Genomic DNA, 21,469 nt, shown 5'->3' on the forward strand with positions numbered 1-21,469 from the left:
GGCCGTCATGGCTCATGCCGAGATCGAGATGATCGCAGTGGCGGGCGAGGCGGCGTTTCAGCCCCCTCGCCGACCATCGTTGCTGGCTTCGCTCGAGCGCCTGCTCGGTCTCGCCGTCGAGATCCCGGCGGCGATCCTGGTCGTCGCCGAGATCGTGATCCTGTTTGCCGGGGTGGTCGCGCGCTACGGCCTGCACCGGCCGCTGATCTGGTCGGACGAACTCGCCTCGATCCTGTTCCTGTGGCTCGCCATGCTGGGTGCGGCGGTTGCGTTCCGCCGCTCCGAGCACATGCGCATGACCGCGGTCGTCGCCAGCGCGCGGCCGGCCATGCGGGCCTATCTCGATCTGGTCGCGACCGCGGCGGCCCTGGCGTTCCTGATCCTGATCGTCTGGCCCGCCTGCGACTACGCCTATGAAGAAAGCTACATCACGACGCCGGCGCTGCAGATCTCCAATATTTGGCGCGCCGCCGCGCTGCCGGCCGGCATCGGCCTGATGGCGGCCTTCGCCCTGCTGCGGCTGCTGCGCGCAGCCGACTACCGGATGGTCGCGGCCGCGATGCTGTCGGTTGCCGTCCTGGCCGGGCTGTTCTGGCTGGCGGAGCCGCTGCTGCGCTCGCTCGGCAATCTCAACCTCGTCATTTTCTTCGTCGGCGTCGCCGGCTTCTGCGTCTTTGCCGGCGTTCCCATTGCGTTCGGCTTTGGCCTGGCGATCTTCGGCTATCTGGCGCTGGCGACGCGGACCCCGGTGATGGTCCTGGTCGGGCGGATGGACGAGGGCATGAGCCACCTCATCCTGCTCTCGGTGCCGCTGTTCGTGTTCCTGGGCGTCCTGATCGAGATGACCGGCATGGCGCGGGCCATGGTGGCTTTCCTGGCCAGCCTGCTCGGCCATGTCAGGGGCGGCCTGCACTATGTGCTGGTCGGCGCCATGTACCTGGTCTCGGGCATCTCAGGCGCCAAGGCTGCCGACATGGCGGCCGTCGCGCCCGTACTGTTTCCCGAGATGAAAGAGCGCGGCGCCAAGCCCGGCGATCTCGTCGCGCTGCTGGCGGCGACCGGCGCCCAGACCGAGACCATCCCGCCGAGCCTGGTGCTGATCACGATCGGCTCGGTCACCGGCGTGTCGATCGCGGCGCTGTTCACCGGCGGCCTCCTGCCCGGCGTCGTGCTCGCGATCACGCTCTGCATGCTGGTGTGGTGGCGCTACCGCCACGAGGACATGAGCCACGTCCGGCGCGCCACGGCATCCGAGATCGGCAGGACCTTCGTCGTCGCCCTGCCCGCGCTCGCATTGCCCTTCGTGATCCGGTACGCCGTGGTCGAGGGCATCGCGACCGCGACCGAGGTTTCCACCATCGGCATCGTCTATGGCGCGCTGGTCGGCCTGCTCGTCTACCGCCGCTTCGACTGGCGGCGGCTGTTCCCGATGCTGGTCGAGACCGCGGCGCTGTCGGGCGCGATCCTGCTGATCATCGGCACGGCGACCGGCATGGCCTGGGGCCTGACGCAATCCGGCTTCTCGCGCTCGCTGGCGGCCGCCATGACCGGATTGCCCGGGGGCGCTGCGACCTTCATCGCCGTCTCGATCCTGGCCTTCGTCATCCTGGGCAGCGTGCTGGAAGGCATTCCGGCGATCGTGCTGTTCGGGCCGCTGCTGTTTCCGATCGCCCGGGCCGTCGGCGTGCACGAGGTGCACTACGCCATGGTGATCATTCTCGCCATGGGCATCGGACTATTCGCCCCGCCCTTCGGCGTCGGCTATTATGCCGCCTGCGCCATCGGACGTGTCGATCCGGCCGAAGGTATCCGGCCGATCTGGGGCTATCTGCTGGCGCTGCTGGCGGGATTGATCATCGTCGCGATCTTCCCCTGGATCTCGATCGGATTCCTTTGAGGCGCAGTTTAAGGAGGGTGTCGATGAGCGAGCGGCAGAACCAGTACAATGTCGATCTCGACAAGACGCCCGCCAATTACGTGCCGCTAAGCCCGCTGAGCTTCCTCGCGCGCAGCGCCGCCGTTTATCCCGATCATGTCAGTACGGTCTATGAGGGCCGCAGCTTCACGTGGGCTGAGACCCATGAGCGCTGCCGGCGCTTTGCGTCCTGGCTCGCGCGCAAGGGGATCGGCGTCGGCGACACCGTCGCTGCGATGCTGCCGAACATCCCGGCGATGAACGAGGCGCATTTCGCCGTGCCCATGACCGGCGCCGTGCTCAACGCGCTGAACATCCGTCTCGACGCGCCGTCGATCGCGTTTCAGCTCGACCATGGCGGCGCGAAGATCATCCTGGTCGACCCCGAATTCTCGGGCGTCATCACCGACGCGCTGGCGCAGATGACGGGCCCCAAGCCGCTCGTGGTCGACGTCGACGACGCATCGTTCAAAGGCGGCAGCCGCATCGGCGAGATCGAGTATGAGGCGGCCGTCGCCGAGGGCGATCCGAACTTCGCGGCGATCACGCCAAGCGACGAATGGGACGCGATTGCGCTGAGCTACACCTCGGGCACGACGGGCAATCCCAAGGGCGTCGTCACCCATCATCGCGGTGCCTATCTGAACGCGGTCAGTAACATCCTCGCCGGTGGTCTCGGCCAGCATCCGGTCTATCTCTGGACGCTGCCGATGTTCCACTGCAACGGCTGGTGCTTCCCGTGGACCATCGCGGCGGCCGCCGGCATCAATGTCTGCCTGCGCAAGGTCGAGCCGACCAGGATCTTCGAGCTGATCAAGGCGCACGGCGTCACCCATATGTGCGGCGCGCCGATCGTCTACAACACGCTGATCAACGCCCCCGACGCGCCCAAAGGCAATGCGGCCCGCCGCGTCGTCGGCCTGATCGCCGGCGCCGCGCCGCCGGTCGCGGTGCTCGAAGGCGCCGAAAGCATCGGCATCAAGCTGACGCATGTCTACGGCCTGACCGAGGTCTACGGCCCCGCCTCCGTCTGCGCCGAGCAGCCCGGCTGGGACGAGCTTCCCGCGCCCGAGCGCGCGCGCATGAAGCGCCGGCAGGGCGTGCCCTACCCGCTCGAGGAACGCGTCACCGTCATCAATCCGCAGACCATGCAGGAGGTGCCGCGCGATGGCGAGACCATCGGCGAGGTCATGTTCCGCGGCAACATCGTGATGAAGGGCTATCTCAGGAACGAGAAGGCGACCAGGGAGGCGTTCGAGGGCGGCTGGTTTCACACCGGCGATCTCGGCGTGCTCGACGAGCACGGCTACGTCATCATCAAGGACCGCTCCAAGGACATCATCATCTCCGGCGGCGAGAACATCTCCTCCGTCGAGGTCGAGGACATCCTCTACAAGCACCCGGCCGTGCTGTTCGCCGCCGTAGTCGCAAAGCCAGATCCCAAGTGGGGCGAAGTGCCCTGCGCTTTCGTCGAGCTGAAGGACGGCGCCAGCGCCAGCGAAGCCGACATCATCGCCTTCTGCCGCTTGCACATGAGCGGCTTCAAGACGCCGAAGGCCGTCGTGTTCGGGCCGATCCCGAAGACGTCCACCGGCAAGATCCAGAAATTCCTGCTGCGCAACGAGGTCGGATCGGCGAAGGCGATCTCGGCCTGAGCCGATTGCAGAAGAGCTTCCGCCCGCGCGCCGGAAGGCGGCGGGCGGAAGGCCTCAACCTCACATCTTCTTGTAGGCGTCGACGATCGCCTGACCATCGGCGCCGGCTTTCTTGAGCCAGTCGGCCGTCAGTTGCTCGCCGATCTTCTGGAAGCCGGCCTTGAGCGCCGGGCTCGGCGGCTCGACATTCATGCCTTTTGCCTTCAGCTGGTCGAGGTACCAGGTGCTCTTGTCCTGCCAGGCCTTCCAGCCACGGGTTTCCGCCGTTGCCGCCGCCTTGAGGATGGCCTCCTGGGTCGGCTTGTCGAGCGCGTCGAACGCGGCCTTGTTGACGAAGGTGTAGTCCTTCGGAATCCAGGCTTGAACGTCGTAGAAGTATTTGAGCGACTCCCAGGCCTTCGCGTCGTAGCCCGTGCCGCCCGACGACATGAAGGAATTGACCACGCCGGTCGCCAGCGCCTGCGGCAGTTCAGCGGCCTGGATCGTGACGGACTGCGCGCCGACCAGCTCGCCGATGCGCGCGGTCCCGACGTTATAGGCACGCCATTTCAGGCCTTTCATGTCCTCGATGGTCGCGAGCGGCTTGTTGACATAGACGCCTTGCGGCGCCCACGGCACGACAAACAGCAGCTTGAGGCCCTGCGCATCGAGCTTATTGACGATCGCAGCCTTGGAGGCCTGATACAGCTTCATCGCGTCCTGGAAGCTGGTCGCGAGGAACGGCACGACGTCGACGCCGAACACGGGATCCTCGTTCTCGTGGATCGAGAGCAGCACCTCGCCCATCTGCGCCTGACCGGTCACCACCGCGCGCTTGATGTCGGGTGCCTTGAACAGCGAGGCGCCGGGATGGACGGTGATCTGCAGCTTGCCTGATGTTGCGGCCTCGACGTCCTTGGCGAAGGCGACGAGATTCTCGGAGTGCGGATTGTCGGCGGGATACGCCGCCGGCAGATTCCATTTGGTCTGGGCCAAAGCGGGCGTTGCCGCCAGAATTGCGCAGGCCATCAGGCCTGCACCGATGAAACGAGACTTCATTGAACTTCTCCTCCCGGTCAAATTGAAAGCGTGGCTTGGTCAGTCTGGAAAGGCGAGCTTGGGCAGGAACATCACGATCTGTGGATACTCCGTGATGATGAACACGGAGGCGAGCAGCAGCACGAAGAACGGAAACGCCGCCCGCGCGACGGTGAACGTGTCGCGCCCGCTCATGTTCTGGAGCACGAACAGATTGAAGCCGACCGGCGGGGTGATCTGCGCCATTTCGACATGGATGATGAGGTAGACGCCGAACCAGACCAGATCGAGGCCGGCCTGCCTGACCATGGGCAGCACGATGACGGCGGTCAGGACGATCATCGAGATGCCGTCGATCAGGCATCCCAGGATGATGTACATGATGCTGAGATAAAGCGCGAGCATTCCCGGCGTGAGCTGTTGCCCCTGCACCCAGGTGGCGAGCGCCGCCGGAATGCCCGTATAGGCCATCGCAGCCGTGGTGTAGGCCGCGCCCGCCAGGATCAGCATGATCATGCAGGTCAGGCGCGTGGCGCTCATGATGCTCTCGAGGAAGTTTTTCCGCGTGAGCGTGCCGCTCCACCAGGCCAGCAGCAATGCCCCGGTGACGCCCCAGGCGGCGCATTCGGTCGCGGTCGCAAAACCAAGCACGAGCGAAAGGAAGACCGCGAGGATCAGCAGCAGGCAGGGTGCGAGCTTCGCCGACTCGCGCAGCTTCTGCCGGAATGGCATCGGCGGATCGCGCGGCGGAACCTTCTTGGGATTGAGCAGCGACCAGATGACGATGTAGCCGGAATAGAGCACCATCACCAGCACGCCCGGCAGGAAGCCGCCGAGGAACACCTGCAGCACGGAGACATTGGCCGTGACCGCGTAGACCACCATCGGGATCGAGGGCGGGATCAGCAGACCGAGCGTCCCCGAGCCCGCGAGCGATCCGAGGCTCAGGCCTTTGTCGTAACCGCGCTTGTCGAGCTCGGGCAGCGCGATCTTGCCGATCGTCGCGCAGGTCGCGGCCGAAGAACCCGAGACCGCCGCGAAGATGCCGCAGCCGATCACGTTGACATGGGTCAGGCGCCCGGGCAGCCATTGCACCCAGGGCGACAATCCCCGGAACATCTCTTCCGACAATTTGGTGCGGAAGAGAATCTCTCCCATCCAGATGAACAGCGGCAGCGCGGCCAGGGTCCAGGATGAGCTGGCGCTCCAGGTGGTGGTCGCAAGCACCGCGCCGAGCGGCAGGCTCGTGGTCAACGCCATCGCCACGAAGCCGACGAGCCCGAGCGAGACCGCGATCCACACGCCGCTTCCCAGCAGCAGGATCATGACGCCGAGCAGGATGAAAGAGAGCTCGATCATGCCGAGATTGGCCATGGTCAACCTCCGCCGCCCTGCGAGATGCGTTCGACGAACTCTTCCGGCGTCTCGTCCGGCGAGCCCTTCTCGTAGCTTGGGCGGCCGCCGCCGACGACATTGACCATTTCGTCGATGAGCGCGATCGACAGGATCGCAAGACCGCCGGCAAAGCCGAGTTGGGGGATCCATAGCGGAAGCGCGACCACGCCCTGCGCCACGTCGTTGAAGCGCCAGGAATCGTAGGTCATCTGCACTGCATAGCGGGTGAAATAGAGAATGAAGACGGTGGCGATACCGAGCGCCACGATCTCCGCGACCTGCTTGGTCCGCCCGTGCAGGCGCTCCAGCAGCAGGCCGACGCGGATCATCTCTCCCCGCTTGAAGGTATGCGCAAGGCCGAGGAAAGCCATCGCGGCCATGCACCACGACGCGAAGTCATCGCCGGCGGGAACGTTGATCGCAAACTGGCGACCGACCGACATGAGCATCATGATGGCAAAGATTGCAACCAGGAAGACGCCGGCGGCGTAGCCTGCCCCGAGATAAAGAAGATCCAGTGCGCGGCGCACCGGTCCACCAGCCGTTTCGTCGTCCCCAGCCACCAATCCCATCCTCACACGAGGCGTTTCGGCCGGCCCGGCGATCGCATATCGCGCGCCGCCGATCCTGCCTCAATATCGCCCTTGGCCAACGCCCAGTCTTTCAGACGTTAGATCAACATGATGGAGCCGACTCAAGCAAGGACTATGCCTGCCGGCAGGCGAATTTCTACCGCAGGTTCAATGCGTCTCGAGCCGCAGCCCGTCAAAGGCGGGCACGACGCCCGCGGGCAGCGATTGCCGGATCACCTCGTAATCGACATCGGCGGTCATGTTGGTGATGACGGCGCGCTTTGGCTTGAACCGCTCTATCCAGGACAGCGCGTCATCGATGCTGAAATGGCTGACATGGTTGGTGTAGCGCAGGCCGTCGACGATCCAGAGGTCGAGATCTTCCAGCGTATCCCAGCTCTCGCGCGGGATGTCGTTGAGGTCGGGTGTGTAGGCTGCATTCCCGATGCGATAGCCCAGCGCGGGGATGTTGCCATGCTGAACCAGAAAGGCGGTCATCGTCACGGCGCCCCCCTTCCCAAGGATGGTCTGGCTTTCGCCGGCTTCGATCGAATGCCGCGTCAAGATCGGCGGATAGTCGCTGCCCTCCGGCGAAATGAAGCAATAGGGGAAGCGCGACAGGATGTCCTTGGCGGTCGACTGGTTGAAATAGGTCGGGATGCGGCGGCGCATGTGCATCACGACCGATCGCAGATCGTCCATGCCGTGGGTCTGGTCGGCGTGCTCATGCGTCAGGAACACCGCATCGATGTGATCGACGTTGGTCGAGAGCAATTGCTCGCGCAGGTCCGGCGACGTGTCGATCAGGATGCGCGTGGTGCCGTGCTCGGATTTCCGTTCGACCAGCAGCGAGCAGCGGCGGCGGCGGTTCTTGGGATTGTTGGGATCGCAGGCGCCCCAGCCCAGCGCCGGGCGCGGCACGCCGGCGGAGGAGCCGCAGCCCAGGATCGTCAGTGTCAGCGTCATGCGGCTCCCGGTTTCAAGGCTTCACCTTCGAGAACAGGCGGAAGAAATTCTCACTGGTCTGGCGCGCGATCTCGTCGAACGGCACCCCGCGCGTCTCGGCCAGCACTCTTGCGACCTCGACTACATAGGCCGGTTCGTTGCGTTTGCCGCGGAACTTGCCCGGCGCAAGATAGGGCGAGTCGGTTTCGACCAGGATACGATCGGACGGCAGTTCGGCCGCGAGCGCGCGCAGCGCTTCCGACTTCTTGAAAGTCAGGATGCCCGTGAAGCCGATATAGAGCCCCAGCGACACCGCTTTCAGCGCCAGCTCGCGCCCGCCGGTGTAGCAATGCAGCACGGCGCGAAACGATCCCTTGGCTGCCTCGTCTTCCAGGATGCGCGCGCAGTCCTCGTCGGCTTCGCGGGTGTGGATCACGAGTGGCAGGCCGGTGGCGCGGGCGGCGGCGATGTGGGCGCGAAAGCCCCGCGCCTGCGCCTCCGGCGAGCCGTTGTCGTAGAAATAGTCGAGCCCGGCTTCGCCGAGCGCGACGACCTTGGGATGCTCCGTCAACGCAACCAGCTCGTCCGATGCAATGCCGTCCTCCTCATCCGCGTTGTGCGGATGGGTGCCGACCGAGCAACAGACGTCGTCGTAGCGTTCGGCGATGGCAAGAAGCTGATTGAGCTTCCGAACCCGAGTCGAGATCGTGACCATGCGCCCGATCCCGGCCGCGCGCGCCCGCGATACGATGCCGTCGAGATCTTCCGCAAAGTCCGGAAAATCCAGATGGCAGTGGCTGTCGACCAGCATCGGCGAATGCCTCTAGGCCGCCGGCTCGATGTAGCGCGGGAACGCCGGCGTCGGAGCCGGCAGCGTCAAGCCCGGCGCGATCCGTTTGGCACCTCCGAGCATGGCGAAGCTGCGCTCTCCCTCCGGGATTCCGAGGCTGTCGAGCAGCTTGCCGGATGCGGCCGGCATCGCAGGCTGAGCCAGGATCGCGATCTGGCGCACGACCTCGGCGGTGACGTAGAGCACCGTCTTCTGCCTGCTAGGATCGGTCTTGGCGAGCGCCCACGGCGCCTCGCCGGCGAAATAGCGGTTGGCCTCCGCGACCACGGCCCAGACGGCGTTGAGCCATTGATGGATCTGCTGCGTCGCCATGGCTTCGCGGGACGCGGCCACCATGCCGTCGGCCATCGCCAGGATCGCCTTGTCGTTGTCGCTGAACTCGCCGGGCTCCGGCAGCACGCCGCCAAGTTGCTTGGCGATCATCGACAACGAGCGCTGCGCCAAATTGCCGAGATCATTGGCGAGATCGGCGTTGATGCGCGCGACGATGGCTTCGTGATTGTAGTTGCCGTCCTGACCGAACGGCACCTCGCGCAGGAAGAAATAGCGCATCTGGTCGACGCCGTACTGGTCGGCGAGGTTGAAGGGATCGACGACGTTGCCGACCGACTTCGACATCTTCTCGCCCCTGTTGAACAGAAAGCCGTGGGCATAGACCCGCTTCGGCAGCGGGATTCCGGCCGACAGCAGGAACGCCGGCCAGTACACCGCGTGGAAACGGATGATGTCCTTGCCGATGATGTGAACGTCGGCCGGCCAGTAGCGCCAGTTCTTGTCGCCTTCGTCGGGAAAGCCGACGCCGGTGATGTAGTTGGTCAGCGCGTCGACCCAGACATACATCACGTGCTCTTCGTCGCCGGGCACCTTCACGCCCCAGTCGAACGTCGTTCGCGAGATCGAGAGATCGCGCAGGCCGCCTTTGACGAAGCTGACCACCTCGTTCTTGCGGGAATCCGGCCCGATGAAATCGGGATGATCCGCATACAGCTTGAGCAGCTTGTCCTGGTAAGCCGACAGGCGGAAGAAATAGCTCTTCTCCTCGACCCATTCGACCGGCGTGCCCTGCGGACCGAGCCGCACGCCGTCGTCGTTGAGACGCGTCTCGTCCTCGGCGTAATAGGCCTCATCGCGCACCGAGTACCATCCGGCATAGGTGTCGGCATAGATGTCGCCGTTCGCCTCCATGCGCCGCCAGATCTCCTGGCTGGAGCGATGATGCTGCTCCTCGGTGGTGCGGATGAAGCGGTCGAACGACACGTTCAGGCGCTCGTCCATCTCCTTGAAGCGGCCCGCATTGCGGGTTGCGAGGGCTGCTGCGGACATGCCCTCGCCGGCCGCGGTCTGCACCATTTTCTGGCCGTGCTCGTCGGTGCCGGTCAGGAAGAACACGTCCTTGCCGTCGAGCCGCGCAAAGCGCGCCAGCACGTCGGTCGCGATCGCCTCATAGGCGTGGCCGATATGCGGACTGCCATTGGGATAGGCGATCGCGGTCGTGATGTAGAAGACGTTGTCGCGCGCGGCGGCGGCAACGGGCGCGGCGGCCTTTGGGGCGGCTGCCGGCGTCGCGGCTTGCTGAGCTGCGGCAGGCTTCGGCGCAGGCGGGGCCTTGGGTTTAGGAACCTTGGGCTTGGAGACCTTGGGCTTGGAGACCTTGGGCTTGACAGCCTTCGGCGGAGCGACGACGGAGGCCGGAGCGACGACGGCCGGCGCGGCAACCTTCTTGGCTGATTTCTTCGCAGGGGCCTTCGCGAGCTTTTTGGCGGCCGCTTTCTTAGAAGCCTTCTTAGCGATCACTCGCTTCTTCGCAGCCTTCTTTACCGGCTTCGCTGTGCCTTTTTTTCCGCCCCTCGTGGTGGTGGCTTTCTTGGACGCCTTGACCTTCTTGGAAGCCTTGCGCGTAAGCGCCTTCACAGCCTTCTTCGTGGCTTTCTTGGCAGTCCGCTTGGCTGCCTTCTTCGCAGCCTTCTTGCCCTTGGCGGTTTTCTTAGCTCGCGTTGCCACGACGAATTCCTTTACCGGCTTCTCGAATTTTTTGAATCGAATCTGCGCCTAGCGCGTTGCGTCCGCCAGCCAGCCGAACACCGAGAAAACCAAGGGCTTGCGCTCCAGATTGTAGGTTTCGGTGTCGCGCGCGGCGCGGACGATCTTTTCCCATACCTCAGCTAGCCGCGCAAGGCGCGGCAAATTCTGGTTGGCATTGGCCTCGTCCGCATGCAGGCGTTCGGCGATCCAGCGATCGATGCCGTCGATGAAGGCGGCGAGCGCGACGCGGTCGCTGGTGCCGAGGGAATCGCCGAGCGTGTGCAATTCGCGCGGGTCGACCTGCGGCAGGCGCGCCAGCAGCGCGGCGGTGCGCTGCTGAAGCTTCAGCGCGTCGCCGCCGAGCAGCGTTAGGGCCCGCGCAACGCAGCCCTCGGAGGCCTCCGCCGCCTCGCGCAGCGCAGGATCGCTCGGATCGAGCTCGGCGGCCGCAGCCGCAGCCCCGACCACGTCCTCCGTTGCGAGAGGCCGCAGTCGGAGCTTGCGGCAGCGCGACTGGATGGTGGCGAGCACGCGCGCCGGCGCGTGGCTTACCAGAAGGAACAGCGATTGCTGCGGCGGCTCTTCGAGGATCTTCAGCAGCGCGTTGGCCGCGTTCGGATTGAGCTCGTCGACGGTGTCGACGATGCAGACCCGCCAGCCTTCGGCCGCCGCGGTCGAGCCGAAGAAGCCGATTGTCTCGCGCGTCTCGTCCACGGTGATCACGGTGCGCATCACGCCGCGATCGTTGGCGGTGCGCTCCAGCGTCAAGAGCCCGCCATGCGAGCCGGCCGCCACCTGCCGCGCCACCGCGTCATCGGGGTCGACTGCAAGGTCCTGGGCGTGCTGCACGGCGGGCGCCTGCGGCTGGCCATGAGCGAGCACGAAGCGCGCCATACGATAGGCTAGCGTCGCCTTGCCGATGCCCTGCGGCCCGCCGATCAGCCAGGCATGCGGAATCCGCCCGCTGCGATAGGCTGATAGCAGCGCCGCCTCGGCCTCGCGATGGCCGAACAGGAGACCGGTCTCGCGCGGGTGCGGAATGGCGGCTTCACGCTCGGACTGGCGCGGGCTCATGCTGAAATCACCGAAGCCGGCGTGGGAAGGAGACGATCGCGCAGCGCAGCCCAAATTCGGGCTGCGACCGTGTCAGGATCGGAATTGGCGTCGATCAGCACGCAGCGCGCCGGATCGTCCGCAGCGATCTTGCGGTAGGCCTCGCGCAGGCCCTGGTGAAAGCTGAGCTTCTCGCTTTCGAACCTGTCGGGCGTGCCGTTGCCGCGGCGCGCGGCGGCGCGCTGCAGGCCGATCTCGACCGGCAAATCGAGGATGATGGTGAGATCCGGCTTGAGATCGCCGATCGTGACCCGCTGCATCGCGTTGATCAGGCCTTCAGGCACGCGCCCGAGGCTGCCCTGATAGGCCCGCGTCGAATCGGCGAAGCGGTCGCACAGCACCCAGACGCCCTGGTTGAGCGCAGGCAGGATCACGGTGCGGACATGATCGTCGCGCGCGGCGGCAAACAGCAGCGTCTCCGCCTCCGGACCGAGCAGCCTGCCCATCCCCGACAGCACCAGATGACGCATGATCTCGGCACCCGGCGAGCCGCCCGGCTCACGCGTGACGCGGATGCGGAGCTTGGCCGCCTTGAGGCGGTCGGCCAGCTTCTTGATCTGGGTCGACTTGCCGGTGCCCTCGCCGCCTTCAAAGGTGATGAAGCGTCCGCGTCCGGACGGCCGCTGTCCTGAGCTCTCACTCATGATCAGAGCTTCTCGGCGCCTGCGCGGAACATGCCGATCACGAGCTCGCTGGCGCCGTCGATCGCGCGCCGCACGGTCGAGCCGGTGCCGATCGCTTCAGCCGCATAGACCGGCGTCTCCACCGCGATGTTGCCGCTGCGCCAGACCCTGACCACGCCGACCTTCTGGCCTGCCTCGACCGGCGCCCGCACCGGGCCGCTATAGACGACGCGCGCAATCAGCTTGTCGCTGCCGTTCTTGTGCACCATCACCTTCACCGGAGTCTTGGCGACGAGCTTGACCGAGCGGCTCTCGCCGCCGAACACCTTGGCATAACCGACGGGCTGGTCGGCCGCGATCAGCGTGCGGGTCTCGAAATTGCGAAAACCCCATTCCAGCATCTTCTTGGCTTCGCTGGCGCGATCGTCGGGATCATCCAGTCCGTTGATGACGACGATCAGCCGCGTACCGTTCTGCACGGCCGAGCCGACCATGCCGTAGCCGCCTTCCTTGGTGTAGCCGGTCTTGAGACCGTCGGCGCCTTCCAGCGAATTGAGCAGCGGATTGCGGTTGGGCTGGCGGATCTTGTTCCAGGTGAACTCCTTCTCGCCAAACAGTTTGTAGAATTCGGGAAAGTCCAGGATGATGTGGCGGGCGAGCATGCTGAGTTCGCGCACCGTCATCTTGTTGGCGGGGTCGGGCAGCCCGCTGGAATTGCCGAAGGTCGACCTGGTCATGCCGAGCTCGCGGGCGCGCTTGGTCATGAAGTCGGCCGCGAAGATCTTCTCGTTGCCGGCCATGGCTTCGGCGAGCGCGATGCAGGCGTCGTTGCCGCTCTGGATGATGGCGCCGTGCAGGAGATCGTTGACGGAGACCTTGCTGTTGATGGCGGCGAACATGGTCGAGCCGCCCGAGGGCGCACCGCCCCGCCGCCAGGCGTTCTCGCTGATCTGGTACTCGTCGGTCAGCTTGATGTCGCCCTTCTTGACCGCATTGAAGACGACCTCCGCCGTCATCAGCTTCATCATGCTGGAGGGCGCGCGCAGCTCGTCGGCGTTCTTCTCGAACAGCACGCTGCCGCTCGTGGCTTCGATCAGGATCGCGGTCGGAGCATCGCCGTCGAAGCCGGTATCGTCGGCCTTCTTGGCGCCCTGGACGCTCTGGTTGGCGGCCAGGAGCGCCCCGCTCCAGCCGACACTTGCCACCAGGATCGTCGCCATCAGGCCGCGCGCCAGCGCTCCGGCGGTGAACCGGGTGCGACGGTGCGAAAGAAAACGACATGCCATGGCCAAGCCCTGAGAGCAGCGTTCTAACAGCTGGAATCGGCGCGAACAACGCGACGTTGGACGCCTGCCGAGAGATTGCACGATTCTCGCCGTGCCCCTATCGTGGCACCTCACCTTTCCCGACCAAATCCCTGAAACAAGGCGGAAAAGCGATGTCCTCCACGCGCATGATCAAGGCCAATGGCATCGATCTCTTCATCCGCGAAGCCGGCCAGGGTCCGCTGGTCGTGCTGTGCCACGGCTGGCCGGAGCTGTCCTATTCCTGGCGCCACCAGATCCCCGCGCTCGCGGCGGCCGGGTTTCACGTCGTCGCCCCCGACATGCGCGGCTACGGCCAGAGCGCGGCGCCGCCCGAGGTTGCGGCCTACTCGATCTTCGACACGGTCGGCGACGTGGTTGGCCTGGTGCAGGCGCTCGGCGAGACCAGGGCGATGGTGGTCGGCCACGATTGGGGCGCGCCGGTCGCCTGGCATGCGGCGCTGTTCCGGCCCGACATCTTCACGGCGGTGGCGGGCCTGAGCGTGCCGCCGCCGTTCCGCGGCCGCGGCAAGCCGCTCGACCTGCTGCGCCAGGGCGGCGTCACCAATTTCTACTGGCAGTATTTCCAGGCGCCGGGTGTCGCCGAGGCCGAGCTGGAGCGCGACGTCGCCCGCACCATGCGCGTCGTGCTCGGGGGACGCGGCCTGGCCGACCCCACCGCCGCGATGTTCGTGCAGGAGGGCAAGGGCTTTCTCGGCCATGCGGGCGCCGAGGAACCGCTGCCCGGCTGGCTCAGCGAGGCTGACCTCGCCTATTTCACCGAAAGCTTCCGCAAGTCCGGCTTTCGCGGCGGGCTGAACTGGTATCGCAACATCGACCGCAATTGGGAGCTGACGGCGCCCTGGCAGGACGCGCAGATCCGTCAGCCTTCGCTGTTCATCGCCGGCTCCAAGGACGCCGTCATCACCGGCCTGATCGGCGCCAAGCGAGTCAACGAGCTCGAGCGCGTGCTGCCGAATCTGAAGCAAAAGCTGATCCTCGAGGGCGCCGGCCATTGGGTGCAGCAAGAACGGCCCGACGAGGTGAACGCGGCGCTGGTGCAATTCCTGAAGGCCGGCTTGGCCTAGTAGAGCCCGCGGCCGCTCAGGATGTTGCGCGCCTCGGCGGCGCCGTCGGACGTCGTCTCCGTCGCGTAGCGGCCATCCGCGTCATAGGACACGGCGCGGGGGTTCTGGAGCGCCCGGCCCCGGCTCCGGCTCGACGCCGACATTTCCGAGGTCGCGTTGAGCGAGGCCATGTCGGCGGAAGTGCTGCCGAGATTGTAGGGCCGGCCCTCCGGCATCGGCACGTCGCCGCGAATGGCACCGCGGGCCGATGATGGCAGATCGGGCACGAACGGCTTGGCCGAGGCGACCCGGACCATGGAGGGCGACGGCGCCGGAACGCCGGTGCGCAGGGTCGCCAGAAGCTGGCGGTCGTCGGAGCCTTCCAGCGGCGCCCGACCGACATATTCGACGCGGACCTTGGCGACACCATTTCCTTTGAATTCAAGGAGTTCGGCGGCCTTGTTCGAGACGTCGATGAGGCGGTTGCCGTGATAGGGGCCGCGGTCATTGACGCGGACGATCAGCGACTTGCCGTTCGAGATGTTGGTCACCCGGGCGTAGGACGGCATCGGCAGGGTCGGATGCGCCGCGGTCAGCGAGGTCATGTCGAACACTTCGCCATTGGCGGTCAGGCGGCCGTGGAAATCGTCGCCGTACCAGGACGCCACGCCCTCGGCGCGATAATTGACGTCCTCCTCCGGCACGTAGGTCCGGCCCGCCACGACATAGGGCTTGCCGATGCGGTAGGTGCCGCCGCCCTTCGGAACGGGGTCCCCGAAAGCCACGACCCGGGGGCTCGACGACACGCCGTATTTCGGATCGACGCGGCTGGCGAATTTGTTCGAGGAGGCGCAATTGGCCAGCGCAACGCAGGCTGCGACCGCCGCGACACCACGCGCGGCCCGCAAAACCGAATCTGACCGTCGGATCCCCATTCGCCCCAAATACCACCTTGCCGGAGGCGTACCCAACCCGCTTTGGCTACGGGGATCGCTGTCCGGTCATCTGATCCGAAGCGGCCCACCACCGTCTCGGAAGCGGTAACGATAACGCAACCCGAACACGGCGGAAATGGGGAGCCCGCAGCGATCCCGCCGGGATGGTAAACGGGACGTTCGCATTTTTCCGTTGTTCTACGGAACGAGGGCGCCTGCGCTGTGCCACGGCTGGACATTCTGTTGCGCCGAATCCTCACTCCACCCCCATTGTCGCGCCGCTCTCTGGAATTCTTTTGACTGTGCAAGGCCGCCCGCGTTCTCTCGGATGCAAGGGCGGGATTTGGAATTTAACGATGATCGAGACGGTTTCGGCACTGATGGGTCTGGTAAGCGCGGGGATCTTCCTGGCCCATGCGTTTGAAGGTTACCGCACGAGGGCCTGACGGCACTCGCGCAGACGGCAAGCATCACCTCTTTCAAGACGGCGCGTTCGGACAATTTGATCGATCCGAGCGGGCATCGAAGACGAGAGCGGCAGGTGTCCCATGCGCAACCATGACCTGGTATCTGACGGCTTCCTGGCATTGACCGCCGGCGGCTTGGTCCTGCTCTGCTCGAGCCTCGTGGCGCTGGCCTTCGCCTGAACGCCCCCTCTCCTTCCCGCGCGCAGCTCAGCGCAGGCCCAGCAGCGAGCGGCGATAGAGGCCGCCGCGGGCCTCGCTCTGGCACACGAAGCTGCCGTCGAAGCCTTGGCCGTACCGCTTCTGACCCTTGCGGTAATAGACGCCCTTCTTGAAATCGAGCCACACCACCTTGTCGTGCGGACAATGACGCTGCGCCTGCGCCTCGTAGCGGAACGGCGTCAGCGGGCTCGCCGAGACCTGCGCGGAGCCGGCGCCCATCATGATCGCGCCGGCGAGCGCGATTCCACCGGTCCATCTGCCGAAGCCGCTTCGCGTCACTCCCCGCCTCCCGATCCGCGCCGCCACGCGACGGCGCGCGGCAACGGTAGCACGAAATGGCGCCCGGAAGGTGCCAGTCGCTGGAGGCAGTGGACCGTCGTCTATTGCTTGTTGGCCTCGAGCTGAGCGAGCGCCTGATGCAGGCACTCCTGGAGCTTTTGCGCGACCTGCTCACGCGCGACGCCGCTAGCGGCAAGATCGGCCGACACCTTGTCCACCACTTCGTTCATCGTCCTGTCTTGCAGATGCTCCGTGACCAGCGTCGTTGCGTAGTGGGCAGCTTCATCGCCGGTCAGACCGAGCCGGCTTGCGGCCCACAGACCGAGCAGCTTGTTGGATCGGGCCGTGGCCTTGAACATGAGTTCTTCGTCGTGGACGAATTTGGCCTCGAAGCCCTGCTCGCGCTTGTCGAACGTGGTCATGGTCAGCTCCATTGCGCATTCGCTGATGGGGATCGGACTGGCTGGGTCGAACGTCTCCGCGGTTCTCGTCGATCGGATCTGCTGAAGCTTCCTCCCGGACCGCGAAGGCCGTCAAGCCAGCCGTCGCACGGCACAACGCAAAAGCGCCCACCGGCAGGGAAGCCGGTGGGCGCATCTGGGGATCAGTTCAACGATCTGGTTGGATCAGCCGCGTTCGTTCAGCGCTTCGCTCAATCCTTGGCTGCGGCGGCCTCGCGCGCAAGGCGCTCGGCTCGGAGCCGCTCCTTGTTGGCGTAAAACGCCTTCTGCGCCGCTTCATGATCGCGCATGGCCTTCTCGGCCTCGATGCGGCGTGTCGCATCGCGCGCCTGGCGCTGCTCGGGGGTCAGGGGTTTGCGTCGGAATGAAAGATCTTCAGTCATGCCAACATAACGCGGCTGTGAGGAAAGAGTTCCTCGCCTGGCCGACCGTGCCCCGCCCCAAATGTCGAAAAACAACCCCATGCACAGTAACCATGTCATTGAAAATCATGAGTTTTTTAAACGACCTTCGGACGCCGATTTGACGTCGTCGGGCAAAACAGCTGCATCCGGGCCATCGCTAGATCTCGATGTCGGCGATGACGGGCAGATGGTCCGAGAACGCCCTCGCCTCATCGTCGGTCCAGACTTTCCCGATCCGGCTGTCGGGCGTCGCATAGATCCGGTCGAGCCGCATCAGAGGCAGGCGGGACGGAAAGGTGCGCAGCCGCGTCCGGTTTGGGCAGACCTGCGCGAGCACGCGCCGCACCGACCTGACCCAGAACCAATCGTTGAAGTCGCCGAGGACGACCGTCCTCGCCGGCCTGATCAGGCTCAGCAGCGCCTGGGCCTGCGCATAGCGCTCGTGAATGCTCAAGCCGAGATGCGTGGCAACCACGCGCACGTCCCCGGACGGAGTCAGCAGGCTTGTCGCAATGGCTCGGCGCGGCTCACGCTCCCGGTACGACACGTCGACGATCTCCGGCATCTCGGAAAACGGAAAGCGGCTCAGCAGCATCTGGCCGTAATCGCCGTCCTCGGTGACGATCGACTTGGCATGAACGCGGTGATCGCCGACGACACTCGCCAGTTTCGCGAACGGATCGTCCGACCGCGACCGCGAATCCACCTCCTGAAGCGCGACGACGTCAGGGGACCATTTGCGAAGGATGGAGCCGACACCCTCCAGATCGAATGCCGGATTGAGGTTGAACGTGCCATGCACGTTCCATGTCATGAAGCGCATCAGCGCCTCCCGGCGAGCCAGGTCGCCAGGAATTGCGCGCCGGCGCAGAGGCCGAGCCAGCCCAGGAACGCCAGCACGAGCAGCAGCATGCTGCTCCAGGATGCATTGCGGGCGACGTCCGCGATCTGAGCCCCCAGAACCGCCATGGCAAGGATGCCTGGCGTCATGCCCAGCACGGTTCCGACCAGGAAGTCACGAAGAGGCAGCGTGCTCGCGCCGGCCACGACATTCACGATCGAGAACGGTGCGATGGGAATCATCCGGATGACGACGACAGCCAGGATGCCCTTGCCGACGACGCGATCCTGGATCCGCGCCGCCCGCCGTCCGAGCAATTGCTGGAGCCGCCGTCGTCCGAGTGCCCGTCCGATCACGAAAAGGATGAAGGCACTGAGCAGCACGCCCGCGGTCGCCGTGACGAAGCCCAGCCAGGGCCCGAGCGCGGCCGCCGTCGCCGCAATGAGCACCAGCACCGGAAACACCACCAGCCCTCCGAGGACAAAAGCCACGATCGCGAGCGGCGGTCCCCAGCCGGAGTGCGAATAGCTGGACAGCAAGGTCGAGAGGCGCCCCGTGTCGGTGAAATCGCTCAAGGAGGTATATGACCAGGCCGTCGCCAGGCCCAGGAGCGCCACCGCTATCGCGGCAATCCCGATGATGGTCTTGGTGCGCCACATGCGCGAAGCCGCACGCTCGAAGTGCAAGGGATGCTCGGGATCCGCGACCGGCTGGACCAGGGTCGCGAGCGTGCTGGTGATGACCGAGGCCTCCACGGCCCGCAGCGTCTTGGCTCCGCCGGCTTTCGACACCCCGTCCAAGAGAGCAAGGAGGTGATCGTCGTTCTGCGCAACGCGTCGTTCATCCAGGCCGCAGAAATGGGCGATCAGGCGCCGGCGGACCGACGCGATGAAGGTGCGATGCTCGTCGGATACGGCCTCGAAGATCAGGTCGCATTCGCTGTCGGCTCCCATCGACCGGTTGTTGAGATTGGCTGAACCGATCCGCAGGATCTGATCGTCGACGATCATGAGCTTGCTGTGCACCATCACGGCAGCTTCCTGGTCCCCGTCGCACGTGACCGGGTAGACGAAGCGGATGCGGTCGGCCACGCCCGCTTCGCTGAAGCAATCGATGAATGCCCCGCGGCCGTTTTGCATGGCCTGGGACTCCAGCCACGAGGAATGCAGTTTGGGAGCGACGACCAGAACGCGAAGCGACGGCACGCGCTTCATCTGCTCCGCCAGCACTTGTGCGATCCCGGTGGCGCTGGTGAACTGATTCTCGATGTAGATGAAGCTGGTCGCCGACCGGATCGCCGCAATCAGCGAGCGTTCGACCTCCCGGATGGTCGAGCCCGTAGGGCAGACCACTTCGGTCCTGGCAATGCCCACCGGCATCTGCTCGGCCTCGACCGGCACATGCGAAGGCCAGCGCACGCTCTTCGGTGCGCGCCGATCAGGCGTCTGCTGGCCCGCGGCACGCCAGCGCTGCTCCACGAGTTCGAACAGCGAGGATGCGGCATCACCGTCGACCAGGCATTGCACGTCGTGAAACGGCTTGTATGGCTTGCCCTGGGGGTCGCAGCGCAACGGCTGGTCGGCGCAATGCTCGCTCGTGTCCCAGCGCCTGATCGTCAGGTCGAGCCCGCCGACAAACGCCAGTGATCCGTCGACGCAGACGATCTTCTGGTGCTGCGCCGAGCCGAACGGAAGCGTGGAATCCAGCACGAACTGGACGCGTCCGTCGGTGTCGGCGGTGAACTTCGCCGCGGAATTCCATTCCCTTTCCGAGGCGTAGAAAGAGACGAAGTCCCAGACCAGAATGTTGACCCGCAGCCCCGGCCGGCGTTGCACGAGCGCGCGCAGGAAAGAACCGAGCTGTTCGGGCAGGCCGTCATCGGCCCGCCCGGAAGCTCCGACCAGATTGGTCTCGCTATGGATATCCCACCCGACGATGTAGACGATCTCCTGCGCATCGAGCAGCGCCTCGCGCAACGCCGCGAAGTAAGCGGCCGCATCGTTCAGGACTGCCACGCGCCGCGCCTTGCACCGTCGCCAGACGGTGTCGCCGGGTATCAGGGTCGATGAACTCTGAAGCAGGTGGACCTCGCAAAATCACGTTCGCGTCTAAACGCGCTGAACGCTCAAGGGGTTCCAAGCCTCAGGGATGCGTGGCCGGAGGGATGGCGATGATCCTCACGCCATCGCGCCTTGCCGTTATTTGGTCCGGACAGTCTTTGCTCCGGCGCCCTTCAACACAGCCGCGATCTTGTCAGGCGTATCGCCGTGAAAATCGACGGAGACCTCGATCGGCCCCTCCAGCTTCTGGTGCCCCTCCGGGGCTGGCTCCGCCTTGGCGTCGCTGCCTGCCGGACGGGTCCCCACCGTGTTGGCGGCGCCGGCGGGCTGAACGAAGACGTCGCTGCGCGGCACGCCGCATTCCTGCACGACATGCTCAACCGCAAGCTCTGCGCCGCGGCGCGTGTCGAATTCGCCGATGATGGTGCTTTCCAAGAGCGCTCTCCGTGACTGGGCGGGAGTGCGAACAACCGGCCAGGAAGGACGAGGTTCCTGAAGGTCAAAACCGGACGATGCCGAACAGAAAGAGCAGCGCGACGGTGATCGAGCCGGAGATCAGACCCTCGCCTGCGCCGCATCGCAATCGCAATGTCGTGAGACCAGGAGATCATTGAGACAGGTCAATACGGGCTGGCCCGGGCTCTGGGAACCTCGCGTCGGCAAGCAGATGGAGACGGCCATGTCACAGCAGAGCAGCGCACACTATTATCTCAATTGGGCCAAGGAGCGGATCGACGAGATGGACGCCGCATTGGCCTCGTTCGAGGTCAAGGCCGGCCAGGCTAAGGCCGAGTCCAAGGTGAGGACCGACCAACTGCTGTCTGATCTGACCAAGCGCCGCGACGAATTTCAGGCGATGCTCAAGACCCAGGCCGCAGCAGGCGAAGCCGCCTGGACAGACGCCAAGGCCGAGCTGGAAAAGCAATGGGCGGGATTCGAAGCTCAGGTGAAGACCTACTTCGAAGGCGCCGGCAAGCAGTTCGAGCAGCAACAGGCCACCTTCAAGGACGTTGCGGCGGCACAGGCCAAGGCCTGGCGCGAAGCCGCCGACAAATTCCGCGAGGCCGCCGGCAAAGTCGCCGCAGCCCGCACCGTCGATGTCGATGCCGCGCTCAAGCAGATGAAATCGGATGCGTCCGAGGCCGAAGCGCGTTTGCAGAAGCTGAAGCAGGCCGGCAGCGAGTCGTGGTCGGTCCTGAGCGCGGCGCTGGCCGAATCCCGCAAGGCGTTCGATCAGGCCAACCAGGCTGCTTGGGAGGCGCTGAAGGGCGGCAATGTGAAGAGCTGAGAGCGGATGAGGCGGACCGTCACTATGCTTCGGCTCC

At 65.4% G+C, this 21,469-nt stretch carries 20 protein-coding genes; 4 read left to right on the top strand and 16 right to left on the bottom strand.

The window, feature by feature from the left end; translation table 11 throughout:
• The first annotated feature begins 7 nt into the window (after positions 1–7).
• Together DCM80_RS28440 and DCM80_RS28445 are read left to right on the top strand one after the other, a co-directional pair.
• The gene (locus DCM80_RS28440; protein ID WP_257194722.1) at positions 8–1,897 is read left to right on the top strand and encodes a TRAP transporter large permease subunit; all 1,890 of its coding nucleotides are present in this window, start codon (positions 8–10) and stop codon (positions 1,895–1,897) included.
• 23 nt (positions 1,898–1,920) lie between these two features.
• Positions 1,921–3,570 (top strand): acyl-CoA synthetase, encoded by a 1,650-nt coding sequence (locus DCM80_RS28445; protein ID WP_257194723.1) that lies wholly within the window; start codon positions 1,921–1,923, stop codon positions 3,568–3,570.
• Positions 3,571–3,630: 60 nt separating this feature from the next.
• Here DCM80_RS28445 and DCM80_RS28450 read toward each other — a convergent pair whose 3' ends face one another.
• The 9 genes from DCM80_RS28450 to DCM80_RS28490 form a co-directional block, all read right to left on the bottom strand.
• Positions 3,631–4,608, bottom strand: a complete 978-nt coding sequence (locus DCM80_RS28450; RefSeq protein WP_257194725.1) for a TRAP transporter substrate-binding protein — start codon at positions 4,606–4,608, stop codon at positions 3,631–3,633.
• Between the two features lie 39 nt (positions 4,609–4,647).
• Positions 4,648–5,961, bottom strand: coding sequence for a TRAP transporter large permease (locus DCM80_RS28455; protein ID WP_257194726.1), 1,314 nt, complete (start codon positions 5,959–5,961; stop codon positions 4,648–4,650).
• A gap of 2 nt (positions 5,962–5,963) precedes the next feature.
• Entirely contained in the window at positions 5,964–6,554 is a 591-nt protein-coding gene (locus DCM80_RS28460) for a TRAP transporter small permease (RefSeq protein ID WP_257194727.1), read from the bottom strand.
• A gap of 168 nt (positions 6,555–6,722) precedes the next feature.
• Positions 6,723–7,520: an MBL fold metallo-hydrolase gene (locus DCM80_RS28465; RefSeq protein ID WP_257194728.1), complete on the bottom strand. Its 798-nt coding sequence runs from the start codon at positions 7,518–7,520 to the stop codon at positions 6,723–6,725.
• Positions 7,521–7,533: 13 nt separating this feature from the next.
• A complete protein-coding gene (locus DCM80_RS28470) occupies positions 7,534–8,310 on the bottom strand; it encodes a TatD family hydrolase (protein ID WP_257194729.1) in 777 nt (258 codons plus the stop codon).
• A 12-nt stretch (positions 8,311–8,322) separates the two neighbouring features.
• Positions 8,323–10,350, bottom strand: coding sequence for a methionine--tRNA ligase (gene metG, locus DCM80_RS28475; protein WP_257194731.1), 2,028 nt, complete (start codon positions 10,348–10,350; stop codon positions 8,323–8,325).
• A gap of 48 nt (positions 10,351–10,398) precedes the next feature.
• Positions 10,399–11,445: a DNA polymerase III subunit delta' gene (locus DCM80_RS28480; RefSeq protein ID WP_257194732.1), complete on the bottom strand. Its 1,047-nt coding sequence runs from the start codon at positions 11,443–11,445 to the stop codon at positions 10,399–10,401.
• Entirely contained in the window at positions 11,442–12,128 is a 687-nt protein-coding gene (gene tmk, locus DCM80_RS28485; RefSeq protein WP_257194733.1) for a dTMP kinase, read from the bottom strand. The genes DCM80_RS28480 and tmk overlap by 4 nt, the downstream gene beginning before the upstream one ends.
• Before the next feature lie 2 nt (positions 12,129–12,130).
• Positions 12,131–13,327 carry a D-alanyl-D-alanine carboxypeptidase family protein gene (locus DCM80_RS28490; RefSeq protein ID WP_257198079.1) on the bottom strand — a complete coding sequence of 399 codons (1,197 nt, stop codon included), beginning with the start codon at positions 13,325–13,327 and terminating at the stop codon, positions 12,131–12,133.
• 218 nt (positions 13,328–13,545) lie between these two features.
• Between DCM80_RS28490 and DCM80_RS28495 the strand changes: the two genes are divergently transcribed.
• On the top strand, positions 13,546–14,499 hold the full coding sequence (locus DCM80_RS28495) for an alpha/beta fold hydrolase (RefSeq protein ID WP_257194734.1): 954 nt from the start codon (positions 13,546–13,548) through the stop codon (positions 14,497–14,499).
• Here DCM80_RS28495 and DCM80_RS28500 read toward each other — a convergent pair.
• The 7 genes from DCM80_RS28500 to DCM80_RS28530 all read right to left on the bottom strand — a co-directional run bounded on the left by DCM80_RS28500 (position 14,496) and on the right by DCM80_RS28530 (position 20,579).
• Positions 14,496–15,413: a septal ring lytic transglycosylase RlpA family protein gene (locus DCM80_RS28500; RefSeq protein ID WP_257194735.1), complete on the bottom strand. Its 918-nt coding sequence runs from the start codon at positions 15,411–15,413 to the stop codon at positions 14,496–14,498. The genes DCM80_RS28495 and DCM80_RS28500 overlap by 4 nt on opposite strands.
• Positions 15,414–16,087: 674 nt before the next feature.
• Positions 16,088–16,378 carry a hypothetical protein gene (locus DCM80_RS28505; RefSeq protein ID WP_257194736.1) on the bottom strand — a complete coding sequence of 97 codons (291 nt, stop codon included), beginning with the start codon at positions 16,376–16,378 and terminating at the stop codon, positions 16,088–16,090.
• A 101-nt stretch (positions 16,379–16,479) separates the two neighbouring features.
• Positions 16,480–16,800 carry a DUF1476 domain-containing protein gene (locus tag DCM80_RS28510; protein ID WP_257194737.1) on the bottom strand — a complete coding sequence of 107 codons (321 nt, stop codon included), beginning with the start codon at positions 16,798–16,800 and terminating at the stop codon, positions 16,480–16,482.
• A 230-nt stretch (positions 16,801–17,030) separates the two neighbouring features.
• Positions 17,031–17,222: a hypothetical protein gene (locus DCM80_RS28515; RefSeq protein WP_257198080.1), complete on the bottom strand. Its 192-nt coding sequence runs from the start codon at positions 17,220–17,222 to the stop codon at positions 17,031–17,033.
• Between the two features lie 178 nt (positions 17,223–17,400).
• The gene (locus DCM80_RS28520) at positions 17,401–18,066 is read right to left on the bottom strand and encodes an endonuclease/exonuclease/phosphatase family protein (protein WP_257194738.1); all 666 of its coding nucleotides are present in this window, start codon (positions 18,064–18,066) and stop codon (positions 17,401–17,403) included.
• Positions 18,066–20,099 (bottom strand): VTT domain-containing protein, encoded by a 2,034-nt coding sequence (locus DCM80_RS28525; protein WP_257194739.1) that lies wholly within the window; start codon positions 20,097–20,099, stop codon positions 18,066–18,068. The genes DCM80_RS28520 and DCM80_RS28525 overlap by 1 nt, the downstream gene beginning before the upstream one ends.
• A gap of 183 nt (positions 20,100–20,282) precedes the next feature.
• Entirely contained in the window at positions 20,283–20,579 is a 297-nt protein-coding gene (locus DCM80_RS28530; RefSeq protein WP_257179794.1) for a hypothetical protein, read from the bottom strand.
• Positions 20,580–20,823: 244 nt separating this feature from the next.
• Here DCM80_RS28530 and DCM80_RS28535 point away from each other — a divergent pair, with 244 nt between their 5' ends.
• Positions 20,824–21,432, top strand: coding sequence for a hypothetical protein (locus tag DCM80_RS28535; protein ID WP_257194740.1), 609 nt, complete (start codon positions 20,824–20,826; stop codon positions 21,430–21,432).
• The last annotated feature ends 37 nt before the right edge of the window (positions 21,433–21,469 follow it).

This window comes from Bradyrhizobium sp. WBOS08 (genome assembly GCF_024585125.1).
Classification (GTDB): Bacteria; Pseudomonadota; Alphaproteobacteria; order Rhizobiales; family Xanthobacteraceae; genus Bradyrhizobium; species Bradyrhizobium japonicum_B.